The organism is Nonomuraea sp. GTA35 (genome assembly GCF_041950525.1).
In the GTDB taxonomy this organism is placed as follows: domain Bacteria; phylum Actinomycetota; class Actinomycetes; order Streptosporangiales; family Streptosporangiaceae; genus Nonomuraea.
Genome location: NZ_JBGNUV010000001.1, coordinates 1456433 through 1477923 on the forward strand (window position 1 = coordinate 1456433; position 21491 = coordinate 1477923).

The 21491-nt window shown below is 73.6% G+C and carries 9 protein-coding genes; 2 read left to right on the forward strand and 7 right to left on the reverse strand.

The genetic code is table 11. The features are described from left to right. Nucleotides 1–29: 29 nt before the first annotated feature. From ACBJ32_RS06580 to ACBJ32_RS06605, 6 genes are all read right to left on the reverse strand, one after another. Nucleotides 30–1730: an ABC transporter ATP-binding protein gene (locus ACBJ32_RS06580; RefSeq protein WP_375125909.1), complete on the reverse strand. Its 1701-nt coding sequence runs from the start codon at nucleotides 1728–1730 to the stop codon at nucleotides 30–32. After that, nucleotides 1717–12756: an amino acid adenylation domain-containing protein gene (locus ACBJ32_RS06585; RefSeq protein ID WP_375125910.1), complete on the reverse strand. Its 11040-nt coding sequence runs from the start codon at nucleotides 12754–12756 to the stop codon at nucleotides 1717–1719. Before ACBJ32_RS06585 ends, ACBJ32_RS06580 begins: the two co-directional genes overlap by 14 nt. A gap of 42 nt (nucleotides 12757–12798) precedes the next feature. Next, complete coding sequence (locus ACBJ32_RS06590; protein ID WP_357885630.1) at nucleotides 12799–14577, reverse strand: ABC transporter ATP-binding protein; 1779 nt, start codon at nucleotides 14575–14577, stop codon at nucleotides 12799–12801. A gap of 43 nt (nucleotides 14578–14620) precedes the next feature. Continuing rightward, entirely contained in the window at nucleotides 14621–15619 is a 999-nt protein-coding gene (locus ACBJ32_RS06595; RefSeq protein WP_375125911.1) for an iron-siderophore ABC transporter substrate-binding protein, read from the reverse strand. Between the two features lie 124 nt (nucleotides 15620–15743). After that, nucleotides 15744–16814 (reverse strand): FecCD family ABC transporter permease, encoded by a 1071-nt coding sequence (locus tag ACBJ32_RS06600; protein WP_375125912.1) that lies wholly within the window; start codon nucleotides 16812–16814, stop codon nucleotides 15744–15746. Then, nucleotides 16811–17845, reverse strand: coding sequence for a FecCD family ABC transporter permease (locus tag ACBJ32_RS06605; protein WP_375125913.1), 1035 nt, complete (start codon nucleotides 17843–17845; stop codon nucleotides 16811–16813). The genes ACBJ32_RS06600 and ACBJ32_RS06605 overlap by 4 nt, the downstream gene beginning before the upstream one ends. 88 nt (nucleotides 17846–17933) lie before the next feature. Between ACBJ32_RS06605 and ACBJ32_RS06610 the strand changes: the two genes are divergently transcribed. Further along, the gene (locus ACBJ32_RS06610) at nucleotides 17934–19055 is read left to right on the forward strand and encodes an alpha/beta hydrolase-fold protein (RefSeq protein WP_375125914.1); all 1122 of its coding nucleotides are present in this window, start codon (nucleotides 17934–17936) and stop codon (nucleotides 19053–19055) included. Here ACBJ32_RS06610 and ACBJ32_RS06615 read toward each other — a convergent pair. After that, nucleotides 19046–19993 (reverse strand): methionyl-tRNA formyltransferase, encoded by a 948-nt coding sequence (locus ACBJ32_RS06615; RefSeq protein WP_375125915.1) that lies wholly within the window; start codon nucleotides 19991–19993, stop codon nucleotides 19046–19048. The genes ACBJ32_RS06610 and ACBJ32_RS06615 overlap by 10 nt on opposite strands. A 112-nt stretch (nucleotides 19994–20105) precedes the next feature. Here ACBJ32_RS06615 and ACBJ32_RS06620 point away from each other — a divergent pair, with 112 nt between their 5' ends. Continuing rightward, nucleotides 20106–21416: a lysine N(6)-hydroxylase/L-ornithine N(5)-oxygenase family protein gene (locus ACBJ32_RS06620; RefSeq protein WP_375125916.1), complete on the forward strand. Its 1311-nt coding sequence runs from the start codon at nucleotides 20106–20108 to the stop codon at nucleotides 21414–21416. Nucleotides 21417–21491 lie beyond the last annotated feature (75 nt).

A 21491-nucleotide genomic window follows, 5' to 3' on the forward strand; every position in this document is an offset into this window, starting at 1 on the left:
TCGGTCCTTTCCACGAGGCAGGCGATGGGTCATCGGGCCACCGCCTGGCGGTAGGTCTCATCGGTGGCGAGGAGGTTGCGGTGGGTGTCCTCGGCGGTGATGACGCCGCCGTCCAGGACGAGGACGCGGTCGGCGGCGTCCAGGAGCGCGGGACTGCTGGTGATCACGATCATGGTGCGGCCCCGCCGCAGCTCCGCGAGGTTGCGCGCGATGAGCTGCTCGGTGACCGCGTCGACCGCCGTCGTCGGATCGTGCAGGACCAGGATGCCGGGGTCGGCGGCGAGGGCGCGGGCCAGGGAGAGGCGCTGGCGCTGGCCGCCCGAGAGGTTCGCGCCGCGGTCGCGGACGCCGTGGTCGAGCCCCTCCCGGTGCAGGGCGACGACGTCGGTCAGCATGGACGCCTCGACGGCCTCCGCCACCAGGTGGCCGGCGCCCGCCGGGTCGATGTTCGTGCGGAGCGTGCCCGCGAAGATCTCCGCGTCGTACGGGTTCACCAGCAGGTGCTCGCGGACCGCCTCGATCGACAGGTCCTTCAGCTCCCGCCCGCCGACCCGCACCACGCCCTCGTACGCGCCGGGCGGCACGTTCACGGCCAGGATCGAGACGAGATCGGCCGCCTCCCGCGCCCGGTAGGCGGCGATCGCCGTGAACTCGCCCGCCGGCACGTGGAACTTCAGCTCGCGCAGCGACCCGTACCGGACGCTGTCCACCTCCAGGTTCCCGCCCGGTGACGGGCGCCGCGTCCCCGCGACCATCACCGGGGGAGCGGCCAGCACCAGCGCCATCCGCTCCGCCGACGCGCGCGCGATCATCACGTACTTCGGCATCTCGGAGAACAGCTTGAGCGGCTCGATGATGAACTGCGCCAGCCCCACGGCCATGACGAGCTGCCCGATGCTGATCCGGCCGCTCAACGCCAGCCACCCCGCCGCCAGCGTCACCGCGGCGGCGAGGATCGCGTTGAGCGCCAGCGCGGCCCCGGCGTACGCGCCGTTCACCCTGGCGACGGTGATCGCCTGGTCCCTGGCCTCCGTGCTCACCGTCCGGTACGACAGGAACGCCGCGTGGTTGCCGCCGAAGCCGTGCAGCGGGCGCAGGCCGGTGATCAGGTCGGCGACCTTCGCGCCCGCCCGCGCCACCCGCGCCTGCTGCTCGCGGGTGCCCTCGCCGATCCGCCTGGACAGCACGCTCAGGATGGACAGGATCGCGATGGTGCCCACGATCACCAGCAGGCCCAGCCAGACGCTGGCGATGCCCAGCGCGACCGCCGTGATCAGCACCGCGACCAGCGAGCTGATCAGCAGCGGCACGACCTCGATGATGTCGGCGGTCTGGTCGGCGTCCTCCGTGGCGATGGTCAGCACCTCGCCGGACTTGAGGTCCGTGTCCCTGGCCACCGGCTGGAGCCCGCACTCGGCGACCTGCACCCGCCAGCGGTGCGCCTCCGTCGTGTTGGCCTTCTGCAGGATGCGCATCCCGAACCGCCACGACAGCGACACGGTCGTGACGATCACGGCCAGCGCCGCGATCGACCAGGCGAGCGAGCCGAGGCTGCGCTCCTGCAGCGCGTGCTCGACGATCAGGCCGAGCGCGATGGGGAAGGCGGTCTCGCCCGCCTGGTACAGGCCCATGAGCAGGGTGCCCCAGGCCATGGCGCCCGCGTTGCGCCGCAGCGCGGTCCGGAGGATGTCCGGGCCCGTGCGGGGCCCGCGCCGGTCAGGAGTGCTCATCGAGGTGCCGGGCAATCGCTTCGGGGGTACGCAGGGCGAACAGGTCACGAATGGTGATCACGGGGCCGTACTCGCGGCGGAGCAGCCCGATCAGCCGCACCGCCAGCATGGAGTGCCCGCCGAGGGACACGAAGTCGCTCACCGCGCTCACCTCGTCGTCATCCAGGTCCAGCGCCTCGGCGAAGAACTCGCACACCGCGCTCTCGGTCTCGGTCGCCGGGCCGCGCTCGGCCGACGTGGTCAGCGCGCCCAGCGGCTTGGCCTCCGGCAGCGCCTTGGTGTCGGCCTTGCCGTTCACGGTCAGCGGGATGGCCTCCACCTGAGCGTAGTGCGTGGGACGCAGGTAGTCCGGCAGCCCGGCGCCCACCTCGGCGGCGACCGCCGCCAGGTCGCCGCCGCCCAGCACGAGGTAGGCGGCCAGCCGGTACGCGCCGTCCACCTGCGGATCGGACTGCGCGACCGCGGCGACGAACCGCACCGCCGGATGCGCCGCGAACGCGGCCTCCACCTCGCCCAGCTCGACCCGGTGCCCCCGGATCTTGACCTGCTGGTCGGTGCGGCCCAGGTACATCAGGTTCCCGTCGGGACGCCGCAGCACGAGGTCCCCGGTGCGGTACATCCGTTCCCCCGGCTCGCCGAACGGGCACGCCACGAACCGGTGCGCGGTCTGGGCCGGCTGCCCGAGATAGCCACGGGCGATGCCGATCCCGGACACGTACAGCTCACCCGGCACGCCGTCCGGCACCGGACGCAACCACGGGTCCAGCACGTACACGTCGGTGTTGTCGATGGCCACGCCCACCACCGGGTCCTGGCACTCGAACGTGCCGACGCCGAGGGTGTTGATGGTGTACTCGGTGGGCCCGTACAGGTTGTATCCGACCGTCCCCTCGGTCTCGGCGAGCCGCCGCCACAACGCCGGGGTGACCGCCTCACCGCCCAGCAACACCAGCGGGGGCCGCCGCGCAGGGTCGTCGAGCAGGCCCTCGGCGACCAGCTGCTGCGCGTAGGTGGGGGTCACGTTGATGACGTCGATGCGGTGCTCCAGACAGTACTCGACCAGACGGGGCGCGTCGCGCCGCAGCTCCTCGTCACAGATGTGGACCTCGTGGCCGTCCGCGAGCCACAGCAGCTCCTCCCACGACATGTCGAACGCGAACGACACGGTGTGCGCGATCCGGAAGACCCGGTGACCGTGCTCGGCCAGCACCGGCTCGAAGATCCGGCGCTGGTGGTTGATCAGCATGTTCGTGAGCCCGGCGTACTCGGTCACCACGCCCTTGGGTTTCCCCGTCGAGCCGGAGGTGTAGATCGTGTACGCGGGGTGCCGCAGGCGCGCGGGGTCGCCGGGCGCGAACGTCACGAACGGCTCTGCCTCGGGCAGCGGGCGGTCCAGCTCGATCAGGTCCCGCTCGGGCAGGCTCCCGGCCAGCCGGGAGGTGACGGAGCTCACGGTGAGGATCACGTCCGGGCGGGCGTCCGCGACGATCGCGGCGATCCGCTCGTCCGGGTGGTCCAGCTCCAGCGGCACGTACGCCGCGCCGGTGCGCAGCACGGCGAACAGCGCCACGATCGAGTCGAGCGAGCGCGGGATCGCCAGCCCCACGGTCGTCCCCGGGCCGAGGCCGCGCCCGGCGAGCACGCCCGCCACCGCGCGGCTGCGCTCCCGGAGCTGGCCGAACGTCATGGCGCGGCCGTGGGCGACGAGCGCGACCCGGTCCGGATCGCGCTCGGCCGCCCGGTCGAACCGGTCCACCACGGTGTCCGTGCCGATGTCCGTGCGCTCGGCCGGCACGGGCTCGGGCCCCGGACCCGGCAGCGCGCCCACCGGCCCGGTCCACCGGGCCAGGTCGTCGAGCACGCGCAGGTAGTCGTCCAGGAGCCGCTGCGCACGGCCGGTGTCGTGGTCGCGGTACTCCAGCTTGACCGTGAGCTGCTCGCCGGGCGTGACGACCCAGGTGAACGGGTAGTGCGTGGAGTCGTCGGCCCGCACCGCGGTGATGCCGTGCCTGGCGTTCAGCTCGGCGAACGCGTCCAGGTCCAGGAAGTTCTGGAGCACGAACAGGTTGTCGAAGAGGGTGTCGTGGCCGCTGCCGCGCTGGATCTCGCCGAGCCCCAGGTGCTCGTGCTCCATCGCCGCCACCCTGGCCGCCTGCACGGACGACAGGTACTCCCGCACCGTGTCGGACGGCCGGGCCCGGGTCCACATGGGCACGGTGTTGAGCAGCACGCCGACGATGCCGGACAGGCCTTCCCCCTCCCGGCCGGAGACGGTCACGCCGAACACGGCGTCGCTCCGGCCGGTGTGCGCGCCGAGCAGGAGGCCGAAGGCGCCGGTCAGCACCGAGTTCAGCGTGACCCCGTGCACTTTGGCCGCCTCCCGCAGCAGCCGCGACTGCTCGGCCGTCAGCGTGCGCACGAGCGCGAGCGGCAGCTCGTCCGGCAGCGACGGGGACGGGCCGGCGAGCAGCGTCGGGCCGGGGAGGCCGGCCAGGTGCTCCGCCCAGAAGCGCTCCGAGGCGGAGACGTCCCTGGCGGCCAGCGCCCGGGCGTGCTCCTCGAAGCTCGGCGTGGCAGGGACCGGGTCCAGCGGCCGTCCCGCGACGACGGCCGCGTAGGCGTCGAACAGGTCCCGCAGCACGATCTCGCGTGACCAGCCGTCCCACAGCAGCAGGTGGTAGCTCAGCAGCAGGCCGTCGGGCCCGCCGGGCAGGCGCACCACGGTCAGCCGGATCAGCGGCGGCTCGCCGGGGTCGAAGCCGGTGTCGCGGTCGCGGGCCCGCAGCGCCTCGGCCTCCGCCTCGGTGGACGCCACGACCGTGCGGACCTCGACCCGCCGGCCCGCCGCGAGCACCTGGACCGGGTTCCCATCGGCGTCGGTGGTGAACCCGGCGCCCACGACCGGGTGCCGGGCGATCACGTACGCCATCGCCTCGGCCAGCGCGTCGGCGTCCAGCCGCCGGTCGAAGGTGAAGTAGCTCTGGGCGACGTAGTGCCCGGCCGGGCCCGTGAGCTGGGCCTGGAAGAACAGGCCGCGTTGCAGCGGGGTCACCGGCGCCGTGCGTTCCGCCGTCGCGCAGGCGCCGGCGATGCGCTCCAGCGCGCGCCGCCAGTGCCCGGTGAGCTCGCCGGGGACGCCCTCGGCCAGGGTGAAGGCGGCGCGCAGGGTGCCGGTGGCCGGGTCGAGCCAGACGTTGACCTCGACGGCGTACGGGCTGCCCTGGTCGCCGCCGGTGATCGGGAGCGCCTGCGACTCGGTGGCCGGGCCGAGGTAGTTGAACAGCACCTGCGGGCGCCCGCGCAGCAGCGGGGCGGTCTGCGGGTCGAGGTACCTGAGCAGGCCGTAGGAGAGGTGCCCGCGCTCGTCCCGCTGGCGTTGCGCGACCTCGCGCGCCGCCGCCACGGGGTCGGTGTGCGCCGTGAGCCGCACGGGCGCGATGGCGGTGAACCAGCCGACCGTACGGGTGTAGTCGTGGTGTTCGAGCAGCGGGACCCGGCCGTGCCGTTCCAGCTCGACGGCGAGATCGGCGGGCGCCTGCTGGACGTGTGTCAGCGCGGCCCGCAGCGCGCCGCACAACAGCTCGGTGAGGCCGACGCCGAGCGCGGCGGGCGCGGTGCGCGTCAGGGTCGTGGTCACCTCGGGTGAGATCTCCACCGTGGTCTCGCGCAGCTTCCCGATCGCGGGCAGCAGCGCGGGCGCTTGGAGCGTCTCCACCCAGTGCCCGAGGTCGTCGATCGCGTGGGCGGAGCGGGCCGCCAGCGTGTCGGCGTACTCGGCGTAGGACGTGGTGGGCGGTGGCAGGGCCGCTCCTCGCATGGCGGTGGCCAGGTCGTCCAGCAGGATCAGCCAGGACACCGAGTCGACGGCGAGGTGATGCGCGGTGACCACCAGGGTCCGGCTCTCCTCCAGCCAGGTGAACGCGATCACCTCCCCGGCCTCGGGGTCGAGCCGGCCGGCGGCCTCGTTCGCGGCAGCCGTCGCCGTGGCCGTGGCCGCCGCCCGGGTGACCGCCGCCGGGCGGGGCGGCTCCGTACGCAGCGCCCACACCCCGTGCTCGACGCGCAGCCGCAACCGGAGCGCCGGGTGCGCGGCCACGACGGCGTTCGCGGCGCGCTCGGCGTCGGCGAAGCCGGTGCCCTCCGGCGCCGGCAGGGTCCTGGCCTGGGCGAACCGGGCGAGGGAGCCGCCCAGCTCCCGCTGTCGGAGGATGATCGGCGTGGGCGTCAGCGGGCCGTCCCGGTGGCGGGCGGGTGCGGGGGCGGGTGTCGTGGCCGGTGGCGTGCGCGTGGCCAGGTGCTCGGCCAGCACGCGTGGCGTCCTGTGCAGGAACACGTCGCGCGGGGTGACGGGCAGGCCGAGCGCCCTGGCCCGGTTGACGACGGTGATGGCGATGATGCTGTCGCCCCCGGCACGGAAGAAGTCGGTGTCGCCGTCCACGTCGGTGCCGGGGAGCGTTTCGGCGAAGATCCCGACCAGCGCGGCGAGCGCGGGCTGGTGTGCGGGTGGGGGCTGGTGTGCGGGCGGGGGCGCCTCTGCGAGCGCCGCCGGTCCGTTCGCGGGCAGCCGGGGCTCCCCGGCGTCGAGCCGGGCCGCGCGCTCCGCCAGGGCCTGGCGATCCAGCTTGCCGTTGACCGTCAGCGGCAGCGCGTCCACCGGCAGCACCCGCCCGGGCACCATGTACGCGGGCAGCTTCGCCGCCAGCAGCCGGGTGAGGTCGCCGGGCACGCCGCCCACGACGTGCGCGATCAGATGGTCACCACTGTCCGCCACGGTGACGGCCGCGTCCACCACGCCGTCGAGCTCCCTGATCGCGCCCTCCACCTCGCCGGGCTCGACGCGGAACCCCTTGAGCTGCACCTGGTCGTCGGCGCGGCCGGCGAAGACCAGCTCGCCGTCGAGCGTCCGGCGGGCCAGGTCGCCCGTGTGGTACATGCGGGAGCCGTCACCCGCGAACGGGTCGGCCACGAACCGGCTCGCGGTGAGCCCCGGCCTGCCCAGGTAGCCGAGCGACACCTGGTCACCGGCGACGTAGATGGCCCCCACCCGCCCCGGCGGCACCGGCCTGAGCCGGTCGTCGAGCAGGTAGGTGACCAGGCCGGGGATGGGGCCGCCGATCGGGGCGGCGTCGCCGCGGGCGGCGAAGTCCTCTTCGGTCAGCACCCGGTGGGTGACGTGGACCGTGGTCTCGGTGATGCCGTACATGTTGACCAGCTCGGGCGAGCCGGTGCCGTACCGCTCGACCCAGCCGCGCAGCCGCCCGAGATCCAGGGCCTCGCCGCCGAAGACGATCCGGCGCAGCGAGGTCAGCGGCTCGGCGGCGTGCCGGTCGGCCTCGATGAGCTGGTAGAACGCCGATGGGGTCTGGTTGAGCACGGTGACGCCGCGTTCGCGTACCAGGCGGTGGAAGTCGACGGGGGAGCGGGTCAGCCCGTACTCGGGCACCAGCAGCTCGCCACCGTGCGCGAGCGCGCCCCACAGCTCCCACACGGCGAAGTCGAAGGAGGAGGAGTGGAACTGCACCCACACGTCGTCCGGGCCGAAGCCCATGCCGGGCCGGGTGTTCAGGAGCAGCGTCACCACGCTGGAGTGCGGGACGACGACACCCTTGGGCCTGCCGGTCGAGCCGGAGGTGTAGATCACGTACGCCGGGTCGTGCGGGCCGGCCTGCGGCCCGCCGGGAGCGGCGTCCAGGGGCGGCTCGTCTCCCTGGACGAGCACGCGGGCCGGCACGCCCGCCCTGGCCAGCAGCTCCGCGAGGCGGTCCCGGTGTTCCCCGTCCACGAGCACGACCCGCGGGGCGGCGTCCTCGAGGACGTACCGCAGGCGCTCGTCCGGGTACGCCAGGTCCAGCGGCACGTACGCGCCGCCCGCGGTGACGGTCGCGACCAGGGCGACGACCTGCTCCACCGAGCGCGGTACGGCGACCGCGACCCGTTCGCCCGGCCCGGCCCCGGCCGCGCGCAGCGCCGCGGCCAGCCGGTCCTTGGCCTCCGCCAGCTCGCCGTAGGTGAGTGACCGGGTGCTGCCGTCGAGCCCGCACTGGGTGACGGCGGTGGCGGCCGGGTCGCGGCTCGCGGCGGCGTCGAACAGCCCGCCCAGGGTCGCCGGAACGCTCGGCGTGCCAGGAGTGCTCGGCGCGTCCGGCCGGGTGCCACGGGCCGCCGGGTGGCCGGTGAGCGCGTCCGGCAGGGCGCCGGACGCCAGGTCGCTGACGAGGCCGTCCGGCCGGGTGAGCAGCCCGGTCAGGGTCCGGGTGAACGTGGCGAGGACGGCCCGGGCGCCCTTCTCCCGCAGCAGCTCGCAGTCGTAGATCAGGTTGAAGCGCGCCCGGCCGTCCGGCGCGCGCTCCACCACCAGCGTCAGCGGGTAGTGCGGGGCGCCCTCGTTCACGACGCCGGTGATGACCAGCTCGTGGCCGGGTTCGCGCAGGCTCTCCACGTCGGTCGCGACGTCGAACACCACCAGCGTGTCGAACAGCGGCCCGCTCCCGGCCTGGCGCCCGATCCTGGCCAGCGAGACGTGCTGGTGCGGCAGCACCGCGCTCTGGTGCTCCCGCACGGCGGAGAGCAGCTCGTGCGAGGTGGTGGTGCCGTCCCACCGGGCACGCACCGGGATCGTGTTGATGAACAGCCCCACCATGTCCTCGATGCCGGGCACCGGCGCGTCACGCCCGGACACCGTGGAGCCGAAGACCACGTCCTGGCTGTGCAGCATGCCGCCCAGCGTCACCGCCCAGGCGCCGTGCACGGCGACGCTCAGCGGCACGCCCGCCGCCCGCGCGGCCCCGTCGGCGTCGAGCTCGGCGCCCGGCTGCGCGGCGGTGTCGGCGAAGCGGCCGGACGGGGTGTGCCCCTCGGCGACCAGCGAGGGGCCGGGCAGCCCGGCGAGCTGGTCCCGCCACACCCGGTCGCTGACGTCGTCGTCACGCCCGGCGAGCCACCGTACGTAACCGGGAAAGCCGCCCAGCGGATGCACGCTGCCCGGCGCGTGGTACTCGGCCAGCAGCGCCCGCAACATGGCCGGCACCGACCAGCCGTCGGCGATGATGTGGTGCACGGTCTGCACCAGGACGTTCCCGCCGGAGCCCGCGCGGATGAGCGTGTAGCGCATCAGCGGCCCCCTGGCCGGGTCGAACCCGGCGCGGCGGTCCCGCTCGGCGTGGTCGCGGATCTCCTCGCCGGTCATCCCGGGACGCTCCAGCGTGGTGAACGGCGCGGTCATGCCGCTCTCCAGCACCGAGACCACCCGGCCGTCGGCGAGCGCCACGAACCGCGCGGCCAGGTTCGGGTAGAGCGTGAGCAGCCGGGTGGCCGACGCGGCGAGCCGGTCGGCGTCCACCTCGCCCTCCAGCGTCAGCACCTGCTGCTCGACGTAGCTGCCCGCCGAGTCGTCGTCGAAGACCGAGTGGAAGTACAGGCCCTCCTGCAGCGGGGTCAGCGGCAGGATGTCGTGCAGCGCCGGGCCGTCCAGGGCGTCGACGTCCGCCTGCGTCAGGGACAGCGGGCGGAAGTCGCTGGGGGAGTGGCCGCCCCGTTCGAGCGCGGCCAGGCCCTCCAGCGCCGCCAGGAAGTAGCCGCCGATCGTCGCGACGTCCTCGCCGGTGAAGACGCCCTCCGGCCAGGAGATGGCGGTGGCCAGCTCGTACTCGCCGGTGGGGCCGGGCTCGGCGATCGCGTTGAACTCCAGGGCGCGGGGCAGCCGCATCCCCGGATCCCGGCGCTCGCCCAGCTGCCCCGTGGCGCCCGCGAGCTGCCAGTCCCCGGGCCCGCCCGCGTCGAAGCGGCCCAGGTAGTTGAACAGCACCTGCGGGGCGGGCGCGTCGAAGGCGTGGCCGGCCAGGTAACGCAGGACGCCGTAGGGCAGGCCGTTTCCCGGCACCCGGGCGAGGTCCTCCTTGACCGCCTTGAGAGCGGCCGACAGGTACTCGGGCGCGGTGAAGTCCGCCGCGGCCCCGGGATCCACGACCACCGGGAACAGCGTGGTGAACCAGCCCACGGTCCGCGACAGCTCCGGCTCGAACCCGGCGGCGTCAGCGACGAGCCGTCCCTCCCGGCCGTGGCCTTCCAGCTCGACGTGCGCGAACGTCTGATCCTGGCCGAGATCGCGGCGCCACCGGGCGAGGGCGACGGCGAGCGCGGTCAGCAGCACGTCGTTGACGCCGGCGTGGAACCTGGCGGGGATCTCGCCCAGCAGCGCGGCGGTGACCTCGGGGCCCGCCGTGACCACCCGGACCCTCTCGCGCGCGACGGTGTCGGCCTCCGACAGCGGGCGCCTGCCCACCGGCTCGTCCGTGCCCGGCAGGGGGCGCTGGAAGTAGTCCAGGTCCGCGTCGGACGCCGTCTGCTCCAGCACCTGCGTCCAGCGCCGGAACGACGTGCCCACCGGGGGCAACTCGATCGGCGCGCCCGCGGCGAGCTGCCGCCACGCCGTGGCCAGGTCCTCCATCAGGACCCGCCAGGACACGCCGTCGATGACCACGTGATGGGCGACCAGGACCAGTTGCCGGGCCGCACGCCGCCAGACGGCACGCAGCATCACGCCCCCGTCCGGGTCCAGCCCCTCGGTGGCGAGCGCGACGCACTCGTCGAGCGGCAGGTCGCTCTCCAGCCACCCGGCGGACGCCTGGCCGGCCTCCGGCACCTCGAAGCCCCAGCGGTCGCCGCGCACCAGCCTGGCCCGCAACATGTCGTGCCGCGCGACCAGGGCGGCGAGGATCTCGTCGAGGGCGCCGGCGGTCAGGCCCGCCGGGGTGTTCAGCACCGTCGACTGGACGAACCCGTCGATCGCGTCGGTCGTCTCACCGAGCCACCGCACGATGGGCGACCCCGTGACGGGACCGGTCGCGACATCCCCCGAGTCGGCGGGGACGGCCGCCTCGCGCCTGGCCACCGCCGCCAGCGCCCCCACGGTGCCGCCGGCGAAGATCTCCGTCGCGGTGACGTGGAGCCCAGCGTCGCGCAGCGCGCTCAGCAGCGAGATCGCCAGGATGCTGTCGCCGCCGAGCTTGAAGAAGTTCTGGTCCACGCCGACCTCGTCCAGCCCCAGCACCGACGCGACCGCCGCGCACACCACCCGCTCGTTCTCGGTGGCGGGCGGCACGAGCGGGCCCGCCCCGATCTCGGGCTCGGGCAGCGCGCGCCGGTCCAGCTTGCCGTTCTCGGTGAGCGGGAACTCCTTCAGCACGACGACGTGCGCGGGCACCATGTGCTCGACCATGTTCGTGGCGGCCCACGCCGTGACCTCCTCCGGCCGCAGGCCCTCGCTCCCGGCCGCCGGGATCACGTATCCCACCAGGTAGGTGCCGCCGGCGGCGTTCTTCCTTGCCACGACGCAGGAATGCCGCACGCCGGGGTGCTCCGCGAGGCCGGCCTCGACGTCCTCCAGCTCCAGCCGCATGCCGCGGATCTTGATCTGGTTGTCGGCCCGGCCGAGGAAGTCCAGCGACCCGTCCGGGGCGAACCGCGCCAGGTCGCCGGTCCGGTAAAGCCGGGACCCGTCCGTGGCGAACGGGTTGGCCACGAACCGGGACGCGGTCAGGCCGGGCGCGCCGGCGTACCCGCGGCCCAGGAGGAACCCGCCGACGTACAGCTCGCCGCCGACGCCGACCGGGACCGGGCGCAGCTCCTCGTCCAGCACGTACAGCTCGGTGTTGGGGTTGGCCTTGCCGATCGAGGTGGACAGGCGCTCCGCCGCGCCCCGGTAGATGACGTGGGAGACGCCGATCGTCGTCTCGGCGGGGCCGTAGCCGTGGTACAGCGGGATGCCGAGGCGGGTGCGGAAGCGCTCGTACAGCTCGGGGGTCAGCACCTCGCCGCCGCACCACACGTGGCGCAGGCTGTCCAGCCGCCCCGACTCGCCCGCGATCTCCAGCAGCACGTCCAGCATGGACGACACCAGGTACGTGAAGGTGACGCGCTGCTCGGCGATCACGCTGAGCAGGTGGTGCGGGTCGCGTTCGCCGCCCGGCCGCAGGACCACCAGCCTGCCGCCGCGCACCAGCGGCAGGAAGATCTCGTTGATCGAGATGTCGAACGACAGCGGCGCCTTGAACAGCGACGCGTCGTCGGGGCCGAAGCGCAGGATCTCGCCGGCCTGCCACAGCAGCCGCTCGCTGATCGCCTCGTGCCGGATCATGGCGCCCTTGGGCCGCCCGGTCGAACCCGAGGTGAAGATCACGTACGCCAGGGCGGGGCCGGGGATGCCGACCTCGGGGTCCTGGGCGGGGTACGCGCCGAAGCGCCAGTCGTCGAGATCGACGGCCACGGCCTCCGGCTCGCCCGCGCCGGCCTCGCCGCAGTGGTCGAGCTGCAGCGCGAGCCCGGCGTCGGCGATGACGACCGCCCGGCGCGCGGCGGGCCAGCGCGGGTCGAGCGGCACGAACGCGCCGCCCGCCATGAGCACGCCCAGCAGCCCGATCACCATGTCGGCGGAACGCTCCAGCGAGATGCCGACGACCTGCTCGGCCCTGAGCCCGCGCTCGATCAGGTGGTGGGCGAGCTGGCCGGCCAGCGCGGCGACCTCGCGGTAGGTCAGGGACCGGCGCTCGTCGACGACGGCGACGGCGTCCGGCCTGGCCCGCGCCTGCTCGCGGAACAGCTCCACGATGGTCGGGCGCTCCCGGTCGGCCCGGGTGTCGTTCCAGCCGGCCAGGGTCCGCAGCCGCTCCGCCACGCTGGACGGGCCGATGGTCCCCACCGGCCGGTCGGGGAAGTCGGCCAGGTCGTCCAGCGCGAGCTGCGCGTCCTCCGGCACGACGCCCTCGGGGACGGTGATGCCGCGCCCGTCCCCGGCGACGTCCCAGCCGGCGGGCGCGCGCCCGCCGTTGCCTGCCCAGCCGAGCACGTCGGTGAAGAGCGTGCCGGGGGTGAGGCCGAGGCCGTCGGGGCTGCGGCCCGTCGCCCAGTACGCCAGCCCGATGGCGCACGCTTCGGCGAGAGTCCTGTCGGGATGTTCACCGGTCCGCCGGCGCAGGCCGGCCAGCCGAGCGGAAGAAAGCGAAACAACACGAGCGCTTGGTTCCAACATCGCAGACTCAGCCATCCCTTTCGGTAACCTCCTCTTGATCACCTAGCCGGCCTCCCGCCAGGCCCGCCACAACCGCGCGTACCGGCCGTCCAGGGCCACCAGTTCCTCGTGGGTGCCCTGCTCCACGACCCGTCCCGCGTCCAGCACGGCGATGCGGTCCGCCGCCATGGCCTGGGTGAGCCGGTGCGCCACGAACAGCGCGGTACGGCCCCGGCACGCGGCCAGCACGGCCCGCTCCAGCTCGGCGGCGCCCTGGCTGCCCGCCTCCGCGGTCGACTCGTCCAGCACCACCACCGGCGAGCGGCCCAGGATCAGCCGGGCCAGCGCGAGCTGGGCGACCTTGCCGCCGTCCAGGCGCTCGCCGCCCTCGCCCACCACGGTGTCCAGCCCGTCGGGCAGCGCCGCGACCCACGGGCCGGCGCCGGCCGTGTGCAGGGCGTCCATGAGCTCGTCGTCCGTCGCCTCGGGCGCGGCCAGCCGCAGGTCGTCGGCGAGCTTGCCGGAGAACACGTGCGTCTCCTGCGTCAGGATGCTCACCAGGACCCGGGCGCCGGCCTCGTCCAGCTCGGCGAGGTCGGTCGGGCCGATGCGCACCGTCCCGGCCTGCGGGACGCCGATGCCCGCGATCAGCGCCGCCAGCGTCGACTTGCCCGCGCCCGTCGCCCCCACCAGCGCCAGCGAGCCGCCGGCGGGGATCTCCAGGTCCACGTCCCGCAGGACCGGCCGCTCGGACTCCGGGTAGCCGAACGTCAGCCCCCGCACCGTCACGGGGTACGGCCCGGCGCCTGCCGGGGCGACGGCCGCGCCGCCCACCAGCCGCTCCTCCGTCGGCTCACCCAGCACCCCGACCAGCCGGGTCAGGCTCGCGCCCGACTTCTGCGCCTCGTCGAAGGTGAACATGATGGCGCCCAGCGGGTTGAACAGCCGGTGGAACAGCAGCGGCGCCACCGAGGCCTCGCCGAGGGTGACGGCGCCGGCCTCCAGCAGCACGTACCCGGTCACGATGATGAGGACCAGCCCGATGAACTCGGCGCGGTTCTCCCTGCCGACGAACCGGCCGAAGAAGTGGAACACCTCGACGCCCAGATCGCGCACCCGCCACGACTCGCGGGCGACCCGCTCGCGGAAGACGCTCTCCAGCCGGTACGCCCGGACGGTGTCGATCCCGTTCAGCCCGCTGATCAGCGCCTGCGCGCGGTCGGCCTGGGCCTCGCGCTGCGCCCGGTAGAGCGGCGCGGACCGGGGCAGGTACCAGCGCAGGGCCAGCGCGTACGCGGGCAGCGCCCCGGCGCCCGCCAGCCCGAGCCGCCAGTCCAGCCCGAACATGCCCACCGTGGCGATGGCGACCAGCACCCCGGCCGAGAACACGGTGGGGACGGCCTGCCGGATGCCCTTGGACACCACGGCCACGTCGTCACCGACCCTGGACAGCACGTCACCGTGGCCGACCTGCTCGATCCGGGCGCTCGGCATGCCCAGCACGGCCCGCACGGCGCCCTCCCGCAACCGCGCGAGCAGCTCCGCGCCCAGCCGCCCGATCAGGTACGCCGACGCCGCGGTGGCCGCCGCGCCGAGCAGCGCCGCCGCGACCAGCAGCACCCCGACGGTGACCAGGATCCCGTGCGGCTCGCCCGCGACCACCCCGTCGACCACCCGGCCGAGCAGCAGCACGGGGATCACCTGGAGCGCCGCCCCGGCCACCGTGGTGGCGGCGGTGGCCGCCGTCAGCCAGGGCGCCTCACGGCAGGCCGCGGCCACCCATCGGGCGGCCTCGCGTCCGGTGGCCGTGCGCAGGGCGGCGCGAACCTCGACGCCGCTCACGTCCGGGCCGTGCCGGGCCGGGGACGGGGCTCGTGCACCGGCGTCATCCCTGGCCGACCGACTTGACGAGCTCGTCGATCGCGTACGGCAGCGACAGCAGGGTGCTCTGCGAGATGGCGGCGCCGACGGCCGGGCCCTCGCTGTCGAGCAGGTAGGACACCTTGCCGTTCTTGACCGCGGGCAGGTTGGCGAACAGCTCGAACTTCTTCAGCGCCGCCTGGTCGGCCTGGTCCGCGATGACGAAGATGCGATCGACGTCGATGAGGTCGATACGTTCTGGGGACAGCACGGTGTAGAAGCTACCGCCCGCGATCTCGTCGATCTCCGGCTGCCCCTTGAACCCGATGCCCGTCACCAGCCGCCCGCGCACGTCGGTGGTGGTGAAGGGCGCGACCGAGTTCTTGTACCAGGACAGCGCGACGGCGGTCTGGCCGGCGAACTCCGGATGCGCGGCGCGGGCGGCGTCGAGCTTGGCCTGGACGTCCTGGACCAGCTTCGCACCCTCGTCCGCCTTGCCGAGCGCCTTGGCGATGTGCAGCGCGTTGTCCTGCCACGGCGCGCTGAACGGCTCCTTCTCGGTCCTGGTGCGGCCCACCGTCGGGGCGATCCTGGTGAGCCGGTCGTAGGCGGCCTGGTCGATCTCGGAGTAGACCGCGATGATCAGGTCGGGCCGCAGCGCGGCGATCTTCTCGTAGTTGGGGCCGGAGTCCCCGTTGGTCATGATGACCTCGGGGCGGGTGCCGCCCCACCGGTCCTTCACCCAGGGCCACTGGGTGTTGATGTCGGGGGTCCTGCCGGGCGGGTTCGGGTACTGGTCGACCATGCCGACCGGCTTGATGCCGAACGCCAGGACGGCCTGGTCGTCGGTGTAGCCGACGGAGACGACCCGCTGCGGGGCCTTGGTGATCTGCGTGGAGCCGAAGGCGTGCTCCACGGTGACCGGGAACGCGCCGCCGGTGGTGGGGGCCGCGTCCCCGGCCTCCGGCTGTGGCGCCGGGGCGGATCCGCAGGCCGCGACGAGGATCGCGGCGGACAGTGCCACCGCTGAGCGCCGTAGGGCCGTCAGGGTCGTTCCGTGTGAAGGCATCGGGGTCCCTTGCTGTCCGCTGCGATCTCGACTGCCAGGGAAACCGTAACACGACGATGTTAGGTAAGGCTAACCTTGCTTATCGGTCCTTTCTGAGGTTCGCCCGCACCAGCAGGTAGACCAGGAAGGGGCCGCCGATGGCGGCGGTGACCACGCCGACGGGGAGGCTGACCGGCAGCGCCGTACGGGCCACCAGGTCGGCTCCGATCAGCAGCGACGCGCCCGCCAGCCCGGAGGCCAGCAGCGGCGGAGTCGCGTGCCGCGCCAGGCGCATCGCCACCTGAGGCGCCACCAGCGCGACGAACGGGACGGGGCCCGCCGCGCTCACCGCGACGCCGGCCAGCAGCACCGCGCACAGCAGCAGGACCGCCCGCACCATCGAGTACCGCACGCCCAGGCTCGCCGCGACCTGGTCGCCGAAGTGCATCGGCCTGAGGGGGAAGGCAAGGTACGACACCACGGCCAGCAGGGCGAGCGTGCACCACAGCACCACCAGGACCTCGCCCCACGACCGGCCGTCCAGCGAGCCGACCAGCCACGCCTGGGCCCTGGCCACGTCCCGGATGTCGGCGGTGACCAGCAGCCAGGTGGTGATGGCCTCCATCACGGCGCTCACCGAGATGCCGATGAGGATGAGCCGCAGGCCCTCGATCCCGCGCCGCCAGGCCATGAGATACACCAGCAGGCCGGTGCCGAGGCCCCCCGCGAGCGCCGCCGCGGACAGGCCCACGGTGTCGGAGATCGCCGCGGCGGCCCCGCCCGACACCGTCACCAGGAACACCGAGACCGCGCTCGCGCCCCCGGTGATCCCCAGCACGTCGGGGCTGGCCAGCGGGTTGCGCGCGATGGACTGCGTGATCGCCCCCGACAGCCCCAGCGCGACCCCGACGACGAGCCCGGCCAGGGCGCGCGGCATCCGCAGATCCATGATCACGAACTCGTCGACCCGCTCGCCCCGCCCGAAGATCGTGGCGATCACCTGGGGCAGGCCGATGGGGAAGTCCCCGACGCCGATGGACAGGCAGAACACCAGGAAGGTCGCGCCCGCCAGCAGCAGCGTGACGGCCAGCAGCCAGGGCCGCCGCACGAACGACGCCCGGCCGAGCCGCACGCCCGGCGCCACCGTACGCCTGGCCGCCGTCCCGTTCATGCCTTCCTGAACTTCCCGCGCCACACCAGCGCCGCGAAGAACGGGGCGCCCGCCAGCGCGACCACCACGCCCGCCTGCAACTCGCCCGGCCGCGTCACCACGCGCCCCACGATGTCGCAGGCGAGCAGGACGACGGCGCCCAGCAGTCCCGCGTACGGCACCAGCCAGCGATAGTCCGGTCCCGTGAGGTACCGCGCCACGTGGGCCACCATGAGCCCGAGGAACGCGATGGGCCCGCAGGCCGCCGTCGCCGCTCCCGCCAGCACGGTGATGGCGGCGATGCCGGCGGTCCTGCTCAACGTGGTGTTCACGCCCAGCCCCCTGGCCACGTCCTCGCCGAGGTTGAGCAGGTTGATCGCCGGCAGCGTGGTCAGCGCCAGTACCAGCCCGGCCGCGATGAACGCCGTCACCGGCCAGATGACCTCGAAGCCGACGCCGGCCACGGAGCCGGCGTTCCAGAAGCGCAGCGCGTTCAGCGACGCCTGGTCCGACAGCGCGATCGCCGTGGTCATCGCCGCCAGGAACACCGTGACCCCCTGGCCGGTCAGCGCGAGCGTCAGCGGGCTGCCCCCGCCCCTGCCGAGGCTCGACAGCCCGAACACGACGACCCCGGCCGCCGCCGCCCCGAGGAAGGCGAACCAGACGTACTGGAGCGGGTTGGAGAGCCCGAACAGCAGGATCACCGTCACCACGGCGAAGGAGGCGCCGGAGTTCACCCCCAGCAGCCCCGTGTCGGCGATCGGGTTGCGCGTGAACCCCTGGATCAGCGCCCCGCCGACGCCCAGGGCGGCGCCGGCCGCGATCGCGAGCACGGTCCTGGGCACCCGCACGGTCCGCAGGATGAGCGTGATCTCGCTGAGCCGCTGGTCGGCGCCCGGCACTCCGAACAGCCCGTGCCACACCTCGCCAGGGCTCAACGCGCGCGCGCCGACGGCCAGCGACGCCGTCCCCACGAGCGCGAGGACCACCACCAGCGTGACCGCTCCCGCCGCGCGCCGCCGGTGGGCCCGCGCTGCCCCGGAAGTTCCCATGCGATGTTCGTCACCGCCGTCTCGATCAATCGATTTAGGTAAAGCTATCCTTAGTCGCTGGCCGACGGTAGGGACGGACGGGGCTGCGATGGACGACACCTTCGCCAGGTTCGGGTTACCCGGCGAGCCGGGCACCGAGGAGTTCTGGGCGGCGGCGGCGACGCCCGCGCCGCTGCCCGACGGCGCCGGCGGCTGGACGACCCTGTTCCTGTGGCGCGGGTCGCCCGCGAGCATCGGCTTCGAGAGCTGGTCGGAGCCGGTGCCCCTGCGCCGGTGGGGTGACACGGACTGCTGGTACGCCGAGGTGGCCATGCCCGCGCGGCTGCGGGTGACCTACCAGTTCCGCACCGCGGACGCCGCGTACGCCGACCCGTTCAACCCCGTGGGCGCGGGCGGCGACCGGTCCATCGCCGCGACCCCTGACGCCCCTGCCCAGCCGCACTGGCCCGCCGTCGGCGCCGACGGCGTCCTGCCCCTGCCGCGTACCCGCCTGCGCTGGACCAGCGAACGGCTCGGCGGGCGGCGCACCGTGCGCGTGCATCCGGCGGGCGGTGGCGGGCCGGTGGTGCTGCTGCTCGATGGGGACGACTGGTTGTACCTGCACCCGGCCATGACCGCGTTCGACTCGGCCGTCGCCCAGGGTGACCTGCCTCCCGTCACGCTCGTCTTCGTGCCCGCCAGGGACAGGGAGGCCGAGTTCGCCTGCAGGCCCGCGTTGTGGGAGGCGATCAGGGACGAACTGCTGCCGCTGGTGGCGGAGAGCGGCGTGCCCGCCGACCGGGACCGGCTGGTGGTCGCCGGGCAGAGCCTCGGCGGGCTGAGCGCGATGTACGCGGCGCTGGAGTTCCCCGGGCTGGTGTCCGGCCTCGCCTGCCAGTCGGGGTCGTTCTGGTGGGCGCCCGGGGCGCAGGACCTGGCCGACCCCATGGGCGGGCCGGTCGGCGGCGCCGTCGCCGCGCGCCTGCGGGAGCGCGCCGACCTGTCCGGGCTGCGGGTCGCCTTCGACGTGGGGGAGCACGAGAGGCGGATGTTGCCGCACTGCGAGCTGGTCGAGACCCTGGCGGAACAGGCCGGGGCCACGGTGCGGGTCTCGCGCTCGCCCTCGGGGCACGACCGGGCGGGCTGGCGGCACGCCCTGCTCAGGGACGTCTCCTGGGTGCTCGCGGGTGGTGGTGGCCCGGCCGCCGGGCCACCACACGCTCACGGGTGACGGGTCAGGTAGCCGCCCATGCTCCTGAACACCTCGGTGGCGGGCAGCTCCCTGCCGTCCTCCGTGCGCACGCGTTCGATCACCAGCCCGTGGCTGCGGCCGCGGCGGGCCTCGGCGCCCGCGACGATCACCACGCCGTCACCCTCCCGGATGAAGACCCGGCCGGGCGTGCCGCCGTAGATCCCCTGGGACACCGAGGCCTTGAGCACGCGCACGCGCTCGCCCTTGTAGTGGGTGAAGGCGTTGGGGTACGGGTCGGACTGGGCGCGGACCAGGCGCTCGATGTCCTCGGCGGGCCAGCTCCAGTCGATGTTGCTGTCCTCGATCGACCGCTTGTGGAAGAAGCTGGCCTTCGACCTGTCCTGGGACGTCCAGGCGGTCCGGCCGGAGTCGATGAGGTCGAGCGCCTCGGTGACGATCGGCGCGATCAGGTCGACGGTGCGGTGGAAGAGGTCGGTGGCGGTGTCGGCGGGCCCGACGGGCACGGCCCGCTGCACGACGATGTCGCCGGCGTCCAGCTCGTCGTTCATCATGTGCGCGGTGACCCCCACCTCCGGCTCGCCGTTGATCAGCGCCCAGATCAGCGGGGAGAAGCCGGCGTAGGCGGGAAGCAGCGAGTCGTGCACGTTGAGGGTGCCGTGGCGGGGGAGGCGGAAGATCTCCGGCGGGATCCAGGTCCGCCAGTTGTTGGCGACGATGAGGTCGGGCTCGGCCTCCTTGAGCCGGACCATCAGCTCCTCGTCGTCGGGCCGGTTGCGCAGGAGCACCGGGACGCCGTGTGCCTGCGCCAGCTCGGCCACCGAGTCGCTCCAGATCCTCTCGTAGGCATGCTCGCTCTTCGGATGGGTCACCACCAGTACGACCTCGTGCGCGGAATCCAGCAGGGCCTGGAGCGTGCGATGACCCCAGGTTTGATAGCCGAACATCACGACCCGCATGGTGCCTCCTTGTCGAGGGGATCGGATTAAGTTAGGCTCGCCTTAATTAGGCCAGGCTAACCTAATTTTTGCCATGACTCCACCCCAGTTACGCACCGGCGGAAAGGCATCCATGTCCTCAGCGGAGCAGCACGTGCACGATCTCGTAGGCATCGGCTTCGGACCCTCCAACCTCGCCCTGGCGATAGCGTTGCGGGAACGCCAGGCGCGCACGGGCGACGTGCTCGACGCCGTGTTCCTCGAGAAGCAGCCCGCCTTCGGCTGGCACCGGGGCATGTTGCTGGAAGGCACGACCATGCAGGTGTCCTTTCTGAAGGACCTGGTCACCATGCGCAACCCGACGAGTGAATTCAGCTTTCTCTGCTATCTGCAGGACAAGGGCCGGCTGCTCGACTTCATCAACCACAAGACGATGTTCCCGTCCCGCATGGAATTCCACGACTATCTCGAATGGACGGCCGCCCGGTTCTCCGAGCAGGTGGAATACGGCTCCGAGGTCGTCGCGGTGACCCCCGTCGAGGCAGGCGGGACGATCGAGCTCCTCGACGTGGTCGTCCGTCAGGGCGACGGCACGCTGGTCACCCGCCGCGCCCGCAACCTCGTCCTCGCCGCCGGGCTCGAACCGGTCCTGCCGGACGGCCTGGTCACCGACGAGCGGATCTGGCACAGCGAGGAACTGCTCGGCAGGCTGCCGTCGCTGCGCGACCCGCGCAGGTTCGTGGTGGTCGGCGCCGGGCAGAGCGCGGCCGAGGTGACCGAGCACCTGCACGGCGCCTATCCCGAGGCCGAGGTGTGCGCCGTCTTCACCAAGTACGGATACACCCCCGCCGACGACAGCTCCTTCGCCAACCGCATCTTCGACCCCGTGGCGGTCGACCACTTCTACACCGCTCCTGACGAGGTGAAGTCGCGGCTGCGCGCCTACCACTCCGCCACCAACTACTCCGTGGTGGACCTGGACCTCATCGACGAGCTGTACCGCCGCCACTACCAGGAGAAGGTGCAGGGCAAGGAGCGGCTGCGCATCCTCAACGCCTCACGCCTCGCCGACGTCGAGCGCGACGGGAACGGCCTGCGCGTCACGGTGGAGTTCCTGCCCACCGGCGAGCGCACCCTGCTGGAAACCGACGTCATCGTCTACGCGACCGGCTACCGGCCGGCCGACCCGCTCACCCTGCTGGGCGGAGCGGGCCGGTTCTGCGAACGGCTCCCCGGCGGCGGCGTGCGGCTGGATCGCGACTACCGGATCGTCACCTCCCCGGCGATGCGCTGCGGCATCTACGTCCAGGGCGCCAGCGAGCACACCCACGGCCTCACCTCGACCTTGCTGTCCAACACCGCGATCCGGGTGGGCGAGATCGCCGAGTCCGTGGCCGACCGGCTCCGGAGCGGGAGCCTGAGCTCCTACGCGCTGTCACGCTGAGGCGCGCGCCGTAGCGGTCCTGTCGTGCGCTGGCGCGGAAGACCGTTTCCTACGAAGATCCTTGCATGCCGTGCC

Bases quoted from the DNA above. Each gene is read 5' to 3' on its own strand.
- ACBJ32_RS06580 (WP_375125909.1), bottom strand. From the start codon at position 1,730: ATGAGCACTCCTGACCGGCGCGGGCCCCGCACGGGCCCGGACATCCTC.
- ACBJ32_RS06585 (WP_375125910.1), bottom strand. From the start codon at position 12,756: ATGTTGGAACCAAGCGCTCGTGTTGTTTCGCTTTCTTCCGCTCGGCTG.
- ACBJ32_RS06600 (WP_375125912.1), bottom strand. From the start codon at position 16,814: ATGAACGGGACGGCGGCCAGGCGTACGGTGGCGCCGGGCGTGCGGCTC.
- ACBJ32_RS06605 (WP_375125913.1), bottom strand. From the start codon at position 17,845: ATGGGAACTTCCGGGGCAGCGCGGGCCCACCGGCGGCGCGCGGCGGGA.
- ACBJ32_RS06610 (WP_375125914.1), top strand. From the start codon at position 17,934: ATGGACGACACCTTCGCCAGGTTCGGGTTACCCGGCGAGCCGGGCACC.
- ACBJ32_RS06615 (WP_375125915.1), bottom strand. From the start codon at position 19,993: ATGCGGGTCGTGATGTTCGGCTATCAAACCTGGGGTCATCGCACGCTC.
- ACBJ32_RS06620 (WP_375125916.1), top strand. From the start codon at position 20,106: ATGTCCTCAGCGGAGCAGCACGTGCACGATCTCGTAGGCATCGGCTTC.